This window comes from Amycolatopsis minnesotensis, assembly GCF_039529815.1.
Lineage (GTDB): Bacteria > Actinomycetota > Actinomycetes > Mycobacteriales > Pseudonocardiaceae > Amycolatopsis > Amycolatopsis minnesotensis.
This window is the reverse complement of record NZ_BAAANN010000004.1, coordinates 260,523-275,698: the sequence shown is the minus strand read 5'-3', so window position 1 is coordinate 275,698 and position 15,176 is coordinate 260,523. Positions and strand designations below refer to the sequence as shown.

Sequence of the window (15,176 nt, the reverse complement as noted above, 5' to 3'; positions counted from 1 at the left end):
CCCAGTTCGACGCTCATTCCCATTCGATCGTGCCCGGCGGCTTGCTCGTCACGTCCAGCACCACCCGGTTGACCTCGGCCACCTCGTTGGTGATCCGGGTCGAGATCCGTTCGAGCACGTCGTAGGGCAGGCGCGTCCAGTCGGCGGTCATCGCGTCCTCGCTGGACACCGGCCGCAGCACGATCGGGTGGCCGTAGGTGCGGCCGTCGCCCTGGACGCCGACGCTGCGCACGTCGGCGAGCAGCACCACCGGGCACTGCCAGATGTCGCGGTCGAGACCGGCCGCGGTGAGCTCCTCGCGCGCGATCGCGTCCGCGGCGCGCAGGGTTTCGAGCCGGTCACCGGTGACCTCGCCGATGATCCGGATGCCGAGCCCCGGCCCGGGGAACGGCTGGCGCTGCACGATCGTCTCCGGCAGGCCGAGCTCCAGCCCGACGCGGCGCACCTCGTCCTTGAACAGCAGCCGCAGCGGCTCGACGAGTTCGAACTGCAGGTCCTCGGGGAGGCCGCCGACGTTGTGGTGGCTCTTGATGTTGGACGTGCCCGCGCCGCCGCCGGATTCGACGACGTCGGGGTAGAGCGTGCCCTGCACGAGGAACCGGTAGTCGCCCTTGGCCTTCAGATCGCGTTCCGCCTGCTCGAAGACGCGGATGAACTCCCTGCCGATGATCTTGCGCTTCTGCTCGGGGTCGGTGACCCCGGCGAGCGCGTCGAGGAACCGTTCACGCGCGTCGACGGTCACGAGGTTGACGCCGGTCGCCGCCACGAAGTCGCGCTCGACCTGGGTGCGCTCGCCCGCGCGCAGCAGGCCGTGGTCGACGAAGACGCAGGTGAGCCGCTCGCCGATGGCGCGCTGCACGAGCGCCGCGGCGACCGCGGAGTCCACCCCGCCGGACAGCGCGCAGATCGCGCTCCCGTCGCCGATCTGCGCGCGCACGCGGTCGACCTGGTCCTCCACGATCGACGCGGTCGTCCAGTGCGGGCGGATGCCCGCGATGTCGTGCAGGAACCGGCGGAGCACCTCCTGGCCGTGCGGCGAGTGGCCGACCTCGGGGTGGTACTGGACGCCGGCGATCCTGGCCTCGGCGTTCTCGAACCCGGCGACCGGCGCGCCCTCGGACGTCGCGGTGACGACGTAGGACTCCGGGGCCTTGGTGACGCTGTCGCCGTGGCTCATCCAGGCCGGGTGCGTGCCGGGCAGCTCGTGGTGCAGCACGCCGCCGTCACCGGTCATCCGCACCTCGGTGCGGCCGTACTCGCGGGCGCCGGTGGCCTCGACCGTTCCGCCGAGCGCGCGGGCGAGGAGCTGGAAGCCGTAGCAGATACCGAAGACCGGGACGCCCGCCTCGACGAGCGCGGAGTCCATGCCCGGGGCGCCCTCTTCGTAGACGCTCGACGGGCCGCCGGACAGGATGATCGCCGCCGGGTCCTTCGCGAGGATCTCCGCGACCGGCATCGTGTGCGGCACGACCTCGGAGTAGACCTGCGCCTCACGGACGCGGCGCGCGATCAACTGGGCGTACTGCGCCCCGAAGTCCACGACGAGAACCGGACCGGCGGGACTTGGCACCTGGGACCTCCTGGCTGAGCGCGCGCTGTCGGCCCCATCGTCCCAGGTGAGCCCGGCCACCCGGCCGTCGGCCCTCTACCTGCGTTTAGCGGGCTAAACGTCGTCGCCGTGTGGTCGGCTGGCGGACCGGGTATGCATGGGGGCACACGGATTCGGGGAGGGAGCTTCATGCGAGCGACGGTCATCTACGGCGCGGGGGACGTGCGGGTCGAGGAGGTGCCCGATCCGGAGGTCGAGCAGCCGACCGACGCCGTGGTGCGCGTGGTCCGCTCCTGCATCTGCGGCAGCGACCTGTGGCCCTACCAAGATCGCGAGCCCGACGAGAAGGGCAGCCGTATCGGGCACGAGTTCCTCGGCGTGGTCACCGACACGGGCTCCGCGGTCACGAACGTCAAGGCGGGCGACCTCGTCGTCGCGCCGTTCGTCTACTCGGACAACACGTGCGAGTTCTGCACCGAGGGCCTGCACACCTCGTGCCGCGACGGCGGCATGTACGGCGTCGCGGGCGTCGACGGCGCGCAGGCCGAGGCGATCCGGGTCCCGCAGGCCGACGGCACGCTCGTCGGGCTCCCGGTGGGCGAGGACGACGCGCTCCTCCCCTCGCTCCTGACCCTGTCGGACGTGTTTTCGACGGGCCACCACGCGGCGGTCAAGGCGGGCGTCGCGGCGGGCACCGACGTCACCGTGATCGGCGACGGCGCGGTCGGCCTGTGCGCCGTTCTGGCCGCGAAACGACTCGGCGCCGAGCGGATCGTCCTGATGGGCAGGCACACCGACCGCACCGATCTCGGCCGCGAATTCGGCGCGACGGACGTGGTGGCGGACCGCGGCGAGGAGGGCATCGCGAAGGTCCGCGAGCTGACCGGCGGGTCCGGCACGCACGCCGTGCTCGAATGCGTCGGCACGAAGGCCGCGTTCGAGATGGGCGTCGGCGCGGTCCGCGCGGGCGGCACGATCAGCAGGGTCGGCGCGCCGCAGTACGAAGAGGGCCCGATCGGGTCGCGCGTGTTCCGCGACAACGTCACGATCACCGGCGGGATCGCCCCGGCGCGCCACTACATCCCCGAACTGATGCCGGACGTCCTCGACGGCCGCGTCGAGCCGGGCCGGGTGTTCGACCGCACGGTCGGCCTCGACGAGGTGCCGGCGGGCTATCGCGCGATGGCGGACCGCGAGGCGCTGAAGGTGCTGGTCAAACCCTGAAATTCCCGAACAGGTGAGTGTTCACGCCGAGTACACCCCCACCTAATACCGTGCAGGGTATGGACATGATCACCCCGGAGCCTCGCGCTGCCTGGATCGCGGGCCGCGCGGAACAGGGCGAGAGCACGCTCGCCGTCACGCATCCCTACGACGGGAGCGAGGTCGCGACCGTGGCCGTGCCCGGCGCCGAGCAGATCGAGCGCGCGGTGGCCGCGGCGGTGGCGGTGGCGCCGAGGTTCCGCAGGTCACCGGCGCACCTGCGCGCGGACGCGCTGGAGCACGTTTCGCGCGGGCTGGCGGCGCGGGCCGAGGAGCTCGCCGAGGTGATCACGGCGGAGAACGGCAAGCCTCTGAAGTGGTCGGAGACCGAAGTGCGCCGCGCGGTGTCGGTGTTCCGGATCGCCGCCGAGGAGGCACGCCGCTTCACCGGCGAAATCCAGCGGCTCGACGCCGACACCTCCGGCGAGGACCGCATGGCGGTGACCAGGAGGGTGTCCCGCGGCCCGGTGCTGGGCATCGCGCCGTTCAACTTCCCGTTGAACCTGGTGGCGCACAAGGTCGCGCCCGCGCTCGCGGTGGGGGCGCCGATCATCGTCAAACCCGCGCCGCGCACCCCGCTCGCCGCGCTGATCCTCGGGGAGGTCCTCGCCGAGACGGACCTTCCCGAAGGCGCCTTTTCGGTGCTGCCGCTCGGCAACTCCGAAACGGCGGCGCTGGTCGCCGACCCCCGCCTGCCGGTGGTGTCGTTCACCGGGTCGGGACCGGTCGGCTGGTCGCTCGCCGACGCCGCGCCCCGCAAGCACGTGGTGCTCGAACTGGGCGGCAACGCGGCGGCCGTGGTGCTCGCGGACTGGCCGGACATCGAGGGCGCGGCGGAGCGGATCGCGACGTTCGGCAACTACCAGGCGGGCCAGTCGTGCATCGCGGTGCAGCGCGTGATCGTCGAACGCGCCGTGGCGGACGAGTTCGTGCCCGCGCTGGTCGAAGCCGTCCAGGCGCTGCGCACCGGCGATCCGTACGACACCCAGGTCGAAGTGGGCCCTGTGGTGGACGAGGCGGCGGCGGAGCGGATCGTCGCGTGGATCGACGAGGCGGTGGCCGCGGGAGCGCGCGTGCTGACCGGCGGCGGGCGCGACGGCGCGACCGTCGAGCCGACGGTGCTCGCCGACGTGCCGCCGGATGCGAAGGCGTGGGCGGAGGAGATCTTCGGCCCGGTGCTCGCGGTGTCCGTTGTGGACGGTGTGGACGAGGCGTTCGCCTCGGTCAACGCGTCGGCTTACGGCCTGCAGGCCGGGGTCTTCACCCGCGACGTGCACCTCGCGTTCCACGCCTCCGCCGAGCTGGAGGTCGGCGGCGTGATCATCGGTGATGTCCCGTCCTACCGCGCGGACCAGCTGGCCTACGGCGGGGTGAAGGGCTCCGGCGTCGGCCGCGAAGGCGTGCCCGCCGCGATGCAGGACCTCACCGAGGAGCGGGTCACCGTCTTCACCGGGATCGAGCTGTAGCGAAACCGCGGACCAGCGTGCCGAGCGCGAATGCGAAGCGCTCGGCATGCCGCGGCCCCGCGGACAGCGCCAGTGCCAGCAAGGGGAAGTCCGCGCCGTCCACGTTCGCCAAACTGTCCACTTCGGACTCGTCGGCGCCGGGCGGGCTCCCCGCTTCGGCGAGCGCGTGGCCGAGCACGAACGTCATCACCGCGTTGAGCACGTCCAGCGCCCGCGGCGGCTCGAACCCCGCCCGCCCGAGATAGCGCAGCGCGGATTCCACCAGCTCGACCGAGGGCCCGCTCGTCACCGGACGCGTCGCGAGCACGGGCAATGCGCCGGGATGCGCCAGCAGCGCGTCGCGGAAGGCCCCGCCCAGCCGGATCAGCCAGGCGCTCCAGTCCTCGCCGTCACCGGGCTCGACCCGCGCCAGCGACTGGACGAGCCGGTCGACCATCGCTTCGAAGAGCGCGTCCTTGTTCGGCACGTAGTGGTAGAGCGTCATGGCCTCGACGTCCAGCTCGGCGCCGAGCTTGCGCATCGAGAGCGCGGCGACGCCGTGCCGGTCGGCGAAGTCGAGCGCCGCGTCGAGCACGCGCTCACGGGTGAGCCCCGCCCGTGGACGCGCTCGCCGGTCGGCCATCACCCCTCCTTGCCTTACACCGTAAGAGTACCTTAGGGTCACCACTACTCTTACAATGTAAGAAAAGGAAGGACCACCATGAGCGCCGAAAAGGAGCTGGTCCGGAGATTCGTGGCGATGGTCAACGCGCACGACCTGTCGGACCTGCGAGAAGTGCTCGCCGAGGACGTCACCGAGGCGGGCCCCATCGTCGTCGACGCGCCGAGCGGCGGCCTCGACGCGTTTCGCGCGGGCTGGCAGATGATGCTCGGCTCGTTCCCCGACCTGGCGGTCACGATCGACGAGATCGTGGCCGAACCCGGCAAGGTCGCCGCGACGATTTCGCTGCGCGCGACGAACACCGGCCACTACCGGCGCGGCGAAGCGACCGGCAGGCACGCCGGATGGCGCGGGTTCGTGGTCGCGCACATCCGCGACGGCAGGATCAGCCGCTTGGACGCGATGACCGACCGGTTCGGCATGCTCCAGCAGCTCGGCATCATCGGCGACGACGACGAGCTGGCCGCGCCGCGGCAGCCCTCACACCACGGGTAGCCGCAACGCGGCCGGCGCCTCGGCCGGCACCGCGGGGTTCTTGGGCGCCACCGGCTCCAGCCGCCGGTATTCCTCCGCCTGCGCCGGGCGCTGGTCCGGCTCACCTTTGTTGGGCCACAGCGAGAATGCCCGCTCGGCCTGCGCGGTGATGGTCAGCGACGGGTTCACGCCGAGGTTCGCCGTGATCGCCGTCCCGTCCACAATGGACAGCCCGGGATAGTCGAAAACGCGGTGGTAGGGGTCGATCACGCCCTCGGCCGCGCTCGTCGCGATCGGCGCGCCGCCGATGAAGTGCGCGGTGAGCGGGATGTCGAAGATCTCGCCCCAGGTGCCGCCCGCGATCCCGCCGATGTGCTCGGCGGTGTGCTGGTTCGCCTCGTAGCCCGCGGCGATGAAGCTCGGGTTCGGCTCACCGTGCCCCTGCCGCGACGTGTACTTGCGACGGCCGAACAGGCCGCGCTTGGTGTAGGTGGTGATCGAGTTGTCGAGGCTCTGCATCACCAGCAGGATGACCGTCCGCTCGCTCCACCGGTGCCCGTTGAGCAGCTGCGCGGTCTGCACCGGGTGCTTGAAGATGAACCGCACCGCCTGGCGCCAGCGGGGCACCTCGGACGCGCCGTCGGTGGCGATGGTCTGCAGCATGCTCATCGCGTTGCTGCCCTTGCCGTACCGGACGGGCTCGATGTGCGTGATCTCGTCGGGGTGGATCGACGACGTGATCGCGACGCCGTTGCTGTAGTTGTGCTCGGGGTCGACCGTCGTGCGGCCGGCGCCGATGATCGCCTCGGAGTTCGTGCGCGTCAGCTCGCCGAGCTTCGGCGACAGCCTCGGCAGGCCGCCGGTGTCGCGCATGCGGTGCAGGAGGTTCTGCGTGCCCCAGGTGCCCGCGGCGAACACCACCTTGGTGGCGGTGAGGCGGTGGGTGAACCGGCGGCCGCGCCTGCCCGTCTTGCGCAGGCCGACCTCGAACGTGCCGTCGTCCGCTTCGGTGACGGAAGTGACCGTGGTCAGCGGGATGACCTTCGCGCCGCCCTGCTCCGCCAGGTACAGGTAGTTCTTGACCAGCGTGTTCTTGGCGCCCACCCGGCAGCCCGTCATGCAGGAGCCGCATTCGGTGCAGCCGGTGCGCGCGGGCCCGGCGCCGCCGAAGTACGGGTCCGCGGCCGGTTCGCCCGGCTCGCCGAAGTACACCCCGACCGGGGTCGGGTGGTAGGAGTCCTCGACCCCCATGTCCTTCGCGACCTTCCGCATCACCTCGTCCGACGGCGTGACCGTCGGATTGGTGACCACGCCCAGCATCCGGCTCGCCTGGTCGTAGTGCGGGGCGAGCTCGGACTCCCAGTCGGTGATGTGGGCCCACTGGCGGTCGCGGTAGAACGGCTTGAGCGGCCGGTACAGCGTGTTCGCGTAGACCAGCGACCCGCCGCCGACCCCGGCGCCCGCCAGCACCATCACGTCCTTGAGCAGGTGGATCCGCTGGATGCCGAAGCACCCGACGTCCGGCGCCCAGAGGTAGCGGCGCAGATCCCAGGACGTCTTGGCGAACTCGTCGTCGGCGAACCGGCGGCCTGCCTCGATGACCGCGACCCGGTAGCCCTTTTCGGTCAGCCGGAGCGCGGCGACGCTGCCGCCGAAGCCGGAGCCGACGACGATGACGTCGTAGTCCGGTTCTGTGGTGGTGTTACGCGCAGTCACACATAAACTGTAACCCCGGCCCCCGCCGCTGACCAGTAGTAAGTTACCGGCCAGTTAGCCCCTTCCGTCCCCTTCGCCCGATTTCCTGGTGGGCGCGGAGTGCGTTTAGCGGGCTAAACGTCCTCAGCGGCGCACCGTCAGGCCGACACGCTGAAACTCTTTCAGGTCCGAGTAGCCGGTCTTCGCCATCGCCCGGCGCAGCGCGCCGAACAGGTTCACCGCCCCTTCGGCGTCCGAGGACGGGCCGAAGAGCAGGGTCTTGAGGTCGACCTCGTAGTCCGGGCCCGCGGCGACCCGCGAGCGCGGCAGCGACGGGTGCGCGGCCGCGGCCGTCCAGTACAGGCCCTGCCCCGGCGCCTCGGCCGCGGCGGCCAGCGGCGCGCCGAGCATCACCGCGTCGGCCCCGCAGGCGACGGCCTTCGCGATGTCACCGGAGGAGTTGACGCCGCCGTCCGCGAGCACGTGGACGTACCGGCCGCCGGTCTCGTCGAGGTAGTCGCGGCGGGCCGCGGCGGCGTCGATGATCGCGGTCGCCATCGGCACCCCGATGCCGAGCACGCGGTCGGTGCTGGTCACGCCAGCGGAGTAGCCGTGCCCGACGATCACGCCCGCCGCGCCGGTCCGCATCAGGTGCATCGCGGTGCGGTAGTCGCCGACGCCGCCCGCGATCACCGGCACGTCGAGCCTGCCGATGAAGTCCTTGAGGTCGAGCGGCTCGCGGTCCCGCACGACGTGCTCGGCCGAGATGATGGTGCCCTGCACGACCAGGATCTCCACGCCGGCCGCGAGCAGGTCGGGGGTCAGCTCGGCCGCGTGCTGCGGGCTCACCCGCGCGGCGACCGTCACGCCCGACTCCCGCACGGTCTTGATCGCCTCGGTGACCAGATCGGTGCGGATCGGCGCCGCGTGCAGCTCCTGGAGCACCCTGACCAGCGCGGTCGGGTCCTCCGGGGTGTCCTCGGCGGCGCGGACGAGCCGGAACATGGCGTCCTCGACGTTGGCGTGCCGCGCCCACAGGCCCTCGGCGTTGAGCACGCCGAGCCCGCCCAGCTCGCCGACCGACACCGCGGTGCCCGGAGACACGATGGCGTCCGTCGGATGCGTCACCAACGGCAGGTCGAACTGGTAGGCGTCGATCTTCCAGCTCGTGGACACCGCGGCGGAGGACCGCGTGCGACGAGAGGGCACGATCTCGATGTCATCGAGGTCGTATGCCCGTCGCGCGGTGCGTCCCATGCCGATCTCGACCAGATCCCGCACGTGAAGTCCCTTCTCGACGTCTAACCTGCGCCGATCATTCTCGCCAGCGGGCCGGGCGCCTCGCGCCCGGGGTCCCCGACGACGTTTAGCCCGCTAAACGCGCTCAGCGGCCGGAGTAGTTCGGGGACTCCACGGTCATGGTGACGTCGTGCGGGTGGCTCTCCTTGAGCCCGGCCGCGGTGATCCGCACCAGCTGCGCCCCCTGCAGCTCCGGGATCGTCTGCGCGCCCGCGTAGCCCATCCCCGACCGCAGGCCGCCGACGAGCTGGTGCACCACGTTGACCAGCGGGCCGCGGAACGGGATCCGGCCCTCGATGCCCTCGGGCACCAGCTTGTCCTCGGAAAGCACATCGTCCTGCGCGTAGCGGTCCTTCGAGTACGACTTCGCCTCGCCACGCGACTGCATCGCACCGAGCGAGCCCATCCCGCGGTAGGTCTTGAACTGCTTCCCGCCGACCAGGATCAGGTCGCCCGGCGCCTCCGCGGTGCCCGCGAGCAGGCTGCCCAGCATCACCGCCGACGCGCCGGCCGCGATCGCCTTCGCGATGTCGCCGGAGTACTGGATGCCGCCGTCCCCGATCACCGGGACGCCCGCGGGACGGCACGCCTGGTCGGCCTCGAAGATCGCCGAGATCTGCGGCACGCCCACCCCGGCGACGACGCGCGTGGTGCAGATCGAGCCCGGCCCGACCCCCACCTTCACGCCGTCGGCGCCCGCGTCGACGAGCGCCTGAGCGCCCGCCCTGGTCGCGACGTTCCCGCCGACGACGTCGACGGTGTCGCCGAGTTCCTTCTTCAGCGTCGTCACGGTGTCGATGACCGCTCGCGAATGCCCGTGCGCGGTGTCGACCATGAGCACGTCGACCCCGGCGTCGGCGAGCGCCATCGCGCGCTGGTGGCCGTCGGGACCGACCCCGACCGCGGCACCGACCAGCAGCCTGCCGTCGGGGTCCTTGGTGGCGTTCGGGTACTGCTCGGTCTTGACGAAGTCCTTGACCGTGATCAGCCCGCGCAGCTTGCCCGCGCCGTCCACGATCGGCAGCTTCTCGATCTTGTGCCTGCGCAGCAGCCCCAGCGCCGCCTCGGCGGTGACGCCGACCTGCGCGGTCACCAGCGGCAGCTTCGTCATCACCTCGCTGACCGGGCGGCTGTGATCGACCTCGAACCGCATGTCCCGGTTCGTGATGATGCCCACCAGGGTGCCCGCCGCGTCCGTCACCGGGACACCGGAGATGCGGAAGCGCGCGCACAGCGCGTCGACCTCGGCGAGGGTGTCCTCCGGGGAGCAGGTGACCGGGTCGGTGACCATGCCCGCCTCGGAGCGCTTGACCACCTCCACCGCGGCGGCCTGCTCGTCGATCGGCAGGTTGCGCTGCAGCACGCCCATCCCGCCCTGGCGGGCCATCGCGATGGCCATCCTCGCCTCGGTGACGGTGTCCATGGCCGCCGAGACCAGCGGCACGCGCAGGGTGACGTTGCGGGAAAGGCGGGTGGCCGTGTCGACCGAGCTCGGCACCACGTCCGATTCCGCGGGCAACAGCAGTACGTCGTCGAAGGTCAGCCCGAGCATCGCGAACTTGCTCGGGAAATCGGCGGGGTGCTCGCTCGTCATGGCTGGCGGGTGGCCTTCCTACGCTGTGGAGACGGGGCGCAAGGGTGGGTGAGAGCCCTCAACCGATGGTATCTGGCACGTGCCGGTGGCCCGCCCGGTACCGTGCCAGCTGTGCCGCACGACGTGTTGCCCCCAGACCCGTTCGCCGACGACCCGGACGACCCGGCCAAGGAGATCGCTGACCTCGACGATCCCGTGGACGAGCCGATCGGCGCCGACGAACGGACGGAACTGCTTGCCGACCTGTCCGATCTCGCCGTCTACCAGGCGCTTCTCGAACCGCGTGGTGTCCGCGGCATCGTGGTGGACTGCGGCGACTGTGACCAGCCGCACTACCACGACTGGCACCTGCTGCGCGCCAGCCTCGAACAGCTGCTCTCGGACGGCCGAATGCGCCCGCACGAGCCCGCGTTCGACCCGAATCCCACCGACTACGTGAGCTGGGACTACTGCCGGGGCTTCGCGGACGGTGTCACAGCCACCGAAAGCGCCTACTGACCTGACGCGCGAAGGGGCCCCACCCGAGTCCGGGTGGGGCCCCTTCGCGCGTTCGGTGTTCGTCAGTTCGCCGGGACCTGCGCGGCCCCTTCCGGGGTGCCCGCTGGCGGGTCGCTGCGCGGCTGCTCGCCTCCGGTGCCCCCGCCCGGCGGGTTGGGCGGATTGGGCGAGGACGACGTTGGTGGCGTGCTCGTGGACGGCGGTGGCGGAGACGTGTCCGAGCTGGGCGGCGTCGGCTTGTTCGACGACGTCAGCGGCGGCAGGCCGGTGTTCTCCGGCGGAGTGCCCGGCTGCGGGTTGCTGGTCGAGGGCACCGTGCCCGGCTGGCTGCCCGGCGGCGGCGGATTCGGCTTGCTCTGCACCGGCGGCTGGCCGCTGGGGTTCTGCTGCAGCATCGCGCTCAGTTCCTGGTGCCTCGCCATGAGCTGGGCGAGGCTGTCCTCGGTGGACACCTGCTTGAGCGCGGCCTGCGCGGCGTCGAGCGCCTTGCGCGCGTCGTCGTAGCGGCCCTGGAGCAGGGCGACGTTCGCGGCCTCGAGATCGCTGCGGACGGTGGCGGCGGCCTCGATCGACCGGGCGTGATCGGCGTAGAGGACCTTCGTCAGGCCCCACAGCGTGTCGCCGGGCTGCGCGTCACGCGCGGCGAGCCCGGTGCCGGTGAACGCGATGGCGAGCACGGCGGCGGCCGCGGCGACGGGCACCATGAAGCGGCGCTTGCGGCCGGTGCCCGCGTGCTTGCGGGCGAGCGCGGCGGTCTTCACGGTGGCGACGGCGGTGTCGGTGTCGACGAGCTCGGCGAGCGGCTCGCTGTCGATGTCGCGGCGCCACGCGAGCAGCAGCGCGTTCAGCTCCTGGTCGCCGAGGCCGTCGGCGACCTTCGGGTCGGAGCCGCCGAGCGCGTCGAGCAGCGCGTCGTCCGCCTGCACGGCGGAGAGGTCGGCGGCGAACTCGGCCTCGGACGAGGCGAAGCCGTCCGCGACGAACGAGGACCGGTCGGGGCCGGGACCGCGGTCGCGGCGGACATCGTGGGCTCTGTCGCGATCGGTCACTCAGACCACCTCCTCGGACGCCAGTACTTTGCGAAGCCGTGCGAGTGCCCGGTGCTGGGCCACCCGGACGGCGCCGGGGGTGGAACCGACCGCGTCCGCGGTCTCCTCGGCGGACAGCCCGACCACGACGCGGAGCACGACGATCTCACGTTGTTTGTCCGGAAGGACCCTGAGCAGCTGTGACATGCGCTCGTTCAGCTCTCCCTGGAGTGCGCGCTGCTCGGGCCCGACGCCGCCTTCGATCTCGTCAGGCACTTCCGCGACGGGCTCCGCACGGTTGCGGGCGGCGGCGCGATGCGCGTCCGCCACCTTGTGCTGTGCGATGCCGTAGACGAACGCCAGGAACGGGCGCCCCTGGTCACGGTACGAGGGCAATGCCGTGAGCACCGCGAGACACACCTCCTGGGCCACATCGTCTGCGGAAGCGAACGAACGCTCCTGCCTGCCAACTCGGGCGCGGCAGTACCGCACCACAAGGGGACGGATAGCGGCCAGCAGCCGCTCTACTGCCTGGGGATCACCCTCGACAGCAGCGGCGACTGGCTCATCCAGTCCATCCCCCACATTGGCCATCGCAGACAACAGTCCCAGTGTTACGTGTAGGCGTGCAAAGAGGCCGGCGTGCGGCTAAGTGTCCCTCACGCCGGTGATACCCACCGTACCTTCCGACACCGACAGCGCTCACTCACGGTCGCTCCCGGCGCGCCCCCACGCGTACGGCCTCAGGACCACCTCTCCGTTGACTGATCAAAGTTTCAACGAAAAGGCTCGCGCGGGGGATACGGCGCAGTGACAAAGAGGCGACAAGTACGGCACTAGATACGCCGGCAGCGCGTCCGTTCGAGTGAACCCAGGTCCGATCTCCCGGCCAGGCGGTGACACCAGGACACGACGAAGCGAGACGCGGTGTCCTGGCTCACGCTGACGGCGAAGCAAGCCGTCAGGACACCAAACCGCGGCGGAAGCCGTGCGCCACGGCCTGCGCGCGGTCGCGCACGCCGAGCTTGCGGAACAGCCTCCGCGCGTGGGTCTTCACGGTGTCCTCGGACAGGTACAGCTCGCGCCCGATCTGGCCGTTGCTCTTGCCCTGGCTCATCCCGCGCAGCACCTGGAGTTCGCGCTCGGTGAGCTGGACGCCGGGATCCGAAGGCTGCCTCGGCGCGGGCACCGAGGTGCTGGCGAGGGTGTGCGCCAGCGCGGCGACCAGTTCCGGCCGGGAGGCGTCCCAGCGGAGGTAGCCGCGGGCACCGCCGGCGATCGCGGCGGCGATGCTGCCCGCGTCGTCCGGTGCGCCGAACACGATCACGTTCGCCTGCGGGTTGGCCGACACGAGCCGGCGGGTCGCTTCCACTCCGGTGGGCACGGCGCGCTGGGTGCCGACGAGAACGACGTCCACCGGCTGCCGCGAGTAGCGGGCAAGCAACTCGTCACCGTGCGCTACACAGTCGATGCGACTGACGCCGGGGACGGCAGACATCACGCGGGTGAGCCCTTCGCGGACACTGCGTCGGTCGTCGCAGATCAAGACCGTCGTCACGGGGTTTCCTTCCTGCAGCCGGGTGACATTCCATATCCCCTATCGGACGCTTTAGACCCCACCTTGACACGATCCGGTGGCTTTTTTTAAAAGTTCTTAGCCCGGATGTCGGTATGACCCGCTCCGACGGGTCTCACCCGGGTCACCGCGGCATCCATGGCGATCGAGCGGCGATCCGCCTCCCTTCAGGGTCCGAGCGTAGTAACACTGCGTGCAACACCTCTAGTGCTCTGGATCGATACCGTTCGGCGTTGGCCGGAACGAGATCGGCCGCGAGGAGGCAGGCGGGCCACGCCAGCGAGCTCAGCCCGAACTTTTCCACGTCCCCGAGCGCGGATTCGACGAGTTCGGCAGCCCGGCCGCGCGCCGGCGACTCGCCGGTAGCGACGAGGGCGGCGGACAGCACGAGCGCCGACTTGACCCGGTGGCGGTCGGCGCCGCGCGCGGTGGCGATCTCGTGCGCGCGCCGGGCGGGCGCGACCGCTTCGGCGGCCCGCCCCGCGGCCAGCTCCACCTCCGCGCTGACCCACCCGGTGCGCACGGCGGCCCGCCAGCGGGTGTCGGTCACCGCGGCGATCAACCGCCGCGCGGCGCGCTGGCCGCCGAGGGCGAGGTTGTCCGCGGCGAGCCCGAGTAGCGCGTCGGCCCTGATCCCTGCCGCGTCCACCCCGTCCGGATCCTCGGCCCCGCTGCCTGCAGTTAGCAGGCTAAACGCTCTCCCGTCGAGGCCTCGCGCGACGGCGTGCCCGCCGAGCTGGCGCCGGTGGGAGGCGAGCGCGGTCAGGGCGGCGGCCGCGATGACCGGGTCCTTCCCGCGAGCCAGCCCGCCGAACACGGACGCGGCCGCGGCATACCGGCCTCGCGCGCCGAGTACGACGCCCGCGAACCAGTTCGGCCCCGGCCGGAGCAACGCGACGTCATCCGCATCGGCGGGCGAGGTCAACCGGCCGAACGCCACCCTCCGCAGCTCGTCTTCATCCACGGACGGCATTCTCCCGGCGGCGGGCGCGGCCGAACAGCACGTACTCGATCCGGTCCGCCGCCGACGGGAGATCTCCCAGCACCTCGACTTTCGCGGGCAGAACGTCGTGCTGCCACCCGGCCCCGCAGGCGAAGAGCCTGCTCCGGTTCCTGCCGCGCGAAACCCGCGAGAACAGCCTCGGGTCGGCGGCGGCCGCCCGCTGCGCCCACAGCACGGTCGCCGACGGTTCGCTGCGGCGGACGGCGACCGCCAGCACCTCGGTCTGGAGCGGCGCCGAGAACACCTGCGTACCGACACCGCGCCCGGCGAGCCCCGCGGCCAGCGCGTAGAGGGCGAGCGTGTCGCGTTCGTCCGGCGCGCCGCACAGCACCACCGGCCGGTGGTTCCGCGGCTCGTCGAGCACGGGTGTCGCCCTGACGAGGGTCGCGAGCACGCACTCCGCGAGCAGTTGTTCGACCTCGCCGCCGACCTCGCTGCCGCGCCACCGCGGACTGAAGGCGGTGAGCACGGGCTGGGCGACCACCTCCCACGCGGTGAGCACGCCGAGATCGGCGACGCCGGACGCGAGCAGGCGCTGCACCGCGCCGCCGTCCATCGCGAGCGCGGCGGCGCTCACCCGGCGCGCGAGCCGCGAGGCGCCGATCGGGTCGCCGTCACCGGATTCCTCCGCGGGCAGCACGACCGCGCCCGCCGGGGTGTCGATCCGCACGGACGCCTTCGGCCGCGGTTCCTCGGCGACCGGACGCGTCGGCGTCGACTTGGGCATCTGTTCGAGGGCGTACCGGGCGGCTTCGGCCGTCGAAGCGCCGCGCAGGAGCGCGCGCTGCATCAGTTCGAGCCTGCCGATGTCCGACGCGCCGTAGCGGCGGTGCCTGCCGTCCGTGTGCCTGCTGGGCCCGAGCCCGTAGCGGCGGTCCCAGGTGCGCAGCGTGGACGGCGCGACGCCGAGGCGCCGTGCGACGGAGGCGACCGGCATCGTGGGTTCGGTGTCGGCGTCGGATCCCACTCGACCCAATATCCAGGCGGGCCGAGGGCGCGGCAACCGGAGTCCGAGACGCCGCTCACACATACGGGGGATGCCTAACGGCTGAATCGGACCGAATCTCTTG

14 protein-coding genes are annotated in these 15,176 nt (G+C 71.7%); 4 read left to right on the top strand and 10 right to left on the bottom strand.

Annotated features, from left to right (window positions below; translation table 11 throughout):
* Positions 1-13: 13 nt before the first annotated feature.
* Positions 14-1,570 carry a glutamine-hydrolyzing GMP synthase gene (guaA, locus tag ABD256_RS06970; RefSeq protein WP_344414716.1) on the bottom strand — a complete coding sequence of 519 codons (1,557 nt, stop codon included), beginning with the start codon at positions 1,568-1,570 and terminating at the stop codon, positions 14-16.
* A gap of 168 nt (positions 1,571-1,738) precedes the next feature.
* Between guaA and ABD256_RS06965 the strand changes: the two genes are divergently transcribed.
* Entirely contained in the window at positions 1,739-2,773 is a 1,035-nt protein-coding gene (locus ABD256_RS06965) for a zinc-binding dehydrogenase (protein ID WP_344414714.1), read from the top strand.
* A 59-nt stretch (positions 2,774-2,832) separates the two neighbouring features.
* On the top strand, positions 2,833-4,278 hold the full coding sequence (locus ABD256_RS06960; RefSeq protein ID WP_344414712.1) for an aldehyde dehydrogenase family protein: 1,446 nt from the start codon (positions 2,833-2,835) through the stop codon (positions 4,276-4,278).
* Here the strand turns inward: ABD256_RS06960 and ABD256_RS06955 are convergent.
* A complete protein-coding gene (locus ABD256_RS06955) occupies positions 4,259-4,900 on the bottom strand; it encodes a TetR/AcrR family transcriptional regulator C-terminal domain-containing protein (RefSeq protein ID WP_344414710.1) in 642 nt (213 codons plus the stop codon). The genes ABD256_RS06960 and ABD256_RS06955 overlap by 20 nt on opposite strands.
* Before the next feature lie 78 nt (positions 4,901-4,978).
* On the opposite strand from ABD256_RS06955, the gene ABD256_RS06950 reads away from it, so the two are divergent.
* A complete protein-coding gene (locus tag ABD256_RS06950; protein ID WP_344414708.1) occupies positions 4,979-5,434 on the top strand; it encodes an ester cyclase in 456 nt (151 codons plus the stop codon).
* Here ABD256_RS06950 and ABD256_RS06945 read toward each other — a convergent pair.
* The 3 genes from ABD256_RS06945 to guaB all read right to left on the bottom strand — a co-directional run bounded on the left by ABD256_RS06945 (position 5,420) and on the right by guaB (position 10,001).
* A complete protein-coding gene (locus ABD256_RS06945; protein ID WP_344414706.1) occupies positions 5,420-7,129 on the bottom strand; it encodes an FAD-dependent oxidoreductase in 1,710 nt (569 codons plus the stop codon). The two genes, ABD256_RS06950 and ABD256_RS06945, sit on opposite strands and share 15 nt — an antisense overlap.
* 123 nt (positions 7,130-7,252) lie before the next feature.
* Positions 7,253-8,389, bottom strand: a complete 1,137-nt coding sequence (locus ABD256_RS06940; RefSeq protein ID WP_344414702.1) for a GuaB3 family IMP dehydrogenase-related protein — start codon at positions 8,387-8,389, stop codon at positions 7,253-7,255.
* Between the two features lie 103 nt (positions 8,390-8,492).
* Positions 8,493-10,001, bottom strand: a complete 1,509-nt coding sequence (gene guaB / locus ABD256_RS06935) for an IMP dehydrogenase (RefSeq protein WP_344414700.1) — start codon at positions 9,999-10,001, stop codon at positions 8,493-8,495.
* A 102-nt stretch (positions 10,002-10,103) separates the two neighbouring features.
* On the opposite strand from guaB, the gene ABD256_RS06930 reads away from it, so the two are divergent.
* The gene (locus tag ABD256_RS06930) at positions 10,104-10,499 is read left to right on the top strand and encodes a DUF5319 domain-containing protein (protein ID WP_215547887.1); all 396 of its coding nucleotides are present in this window, start codon (positions 10,104-10,106) and stop codon (positions 10,497-10,499) included.
* Between the two features lie 62 nt (positions 10,500-10,561).
* Here the strand turns inward: ABD256_RS06930 and ABD256_RS06925 are convergent, their stop codons facing one another.
* From ABD256_RS06925 to ABD256_RS06905, 5 genes are all read right to left on the bottom strand, one after another.
* Entirely contained in the window at positions 10,562-11,548 is a 987-nt protein-coding gene (locus ABD256_RS06925; RefSeq protein WP_344414697.1) for an anti-sigma-D factor RsdA, read from the bottom strand.
* Positions 11,549-12,121, bottom strand: coding sequence for a sigma-70 family RNA polymerase sigma factor (locus ABD256_RS06920; protein WP_344414885.1), 573 nt, complete (start codon positions 12,119-12,121; stop codon positions 11,549-11,551).
* A 367-nt stretch (positions 12,122-12,488) separates the two neighbouring features.
* Positions 12,489-13,085 carry a response regulator transcription factor gene (locus ABD256_RS06915; protein ID WP_003073605.1) on the bottom strand — a complete coding sequence of 199 codons (597 nt, stop codon included), beginning with the start codon at positions 13,083-13,085 and terminating at the stop codon, positions 12,489-12,491.
* 142 nt (positions 13,086-13,227) lie between these two features.
* The gene (locus tag ABD256_RS06910; RefSeq protein WP_344414679.1) at positions 13,228-14,076 is read right to left on the bottom strand and encodes a hypothetical protein; all 849 of its coding nucleotides are present in this window, start codon (positions 14,074-14,076) and stop codon (positions 13,228-13,230) included.
* Positions 14,060-15,043, bottom strand: coding sequence for a MerR family transcriptional regulator (locus ABD256_RS06905; RefSeq protein WP_425546397.1), 984 nt, complete (start codon positions 15,041-15,043; stop codon positions 14,060-14,062). The genes ABD256_RS06910 and ABD256_RS06905 overlap by 17 nt, the downstream gene beginning before the upstream one ends.
* Positions 15,044-15,176 lie beyond the last annotated feature (133 nt).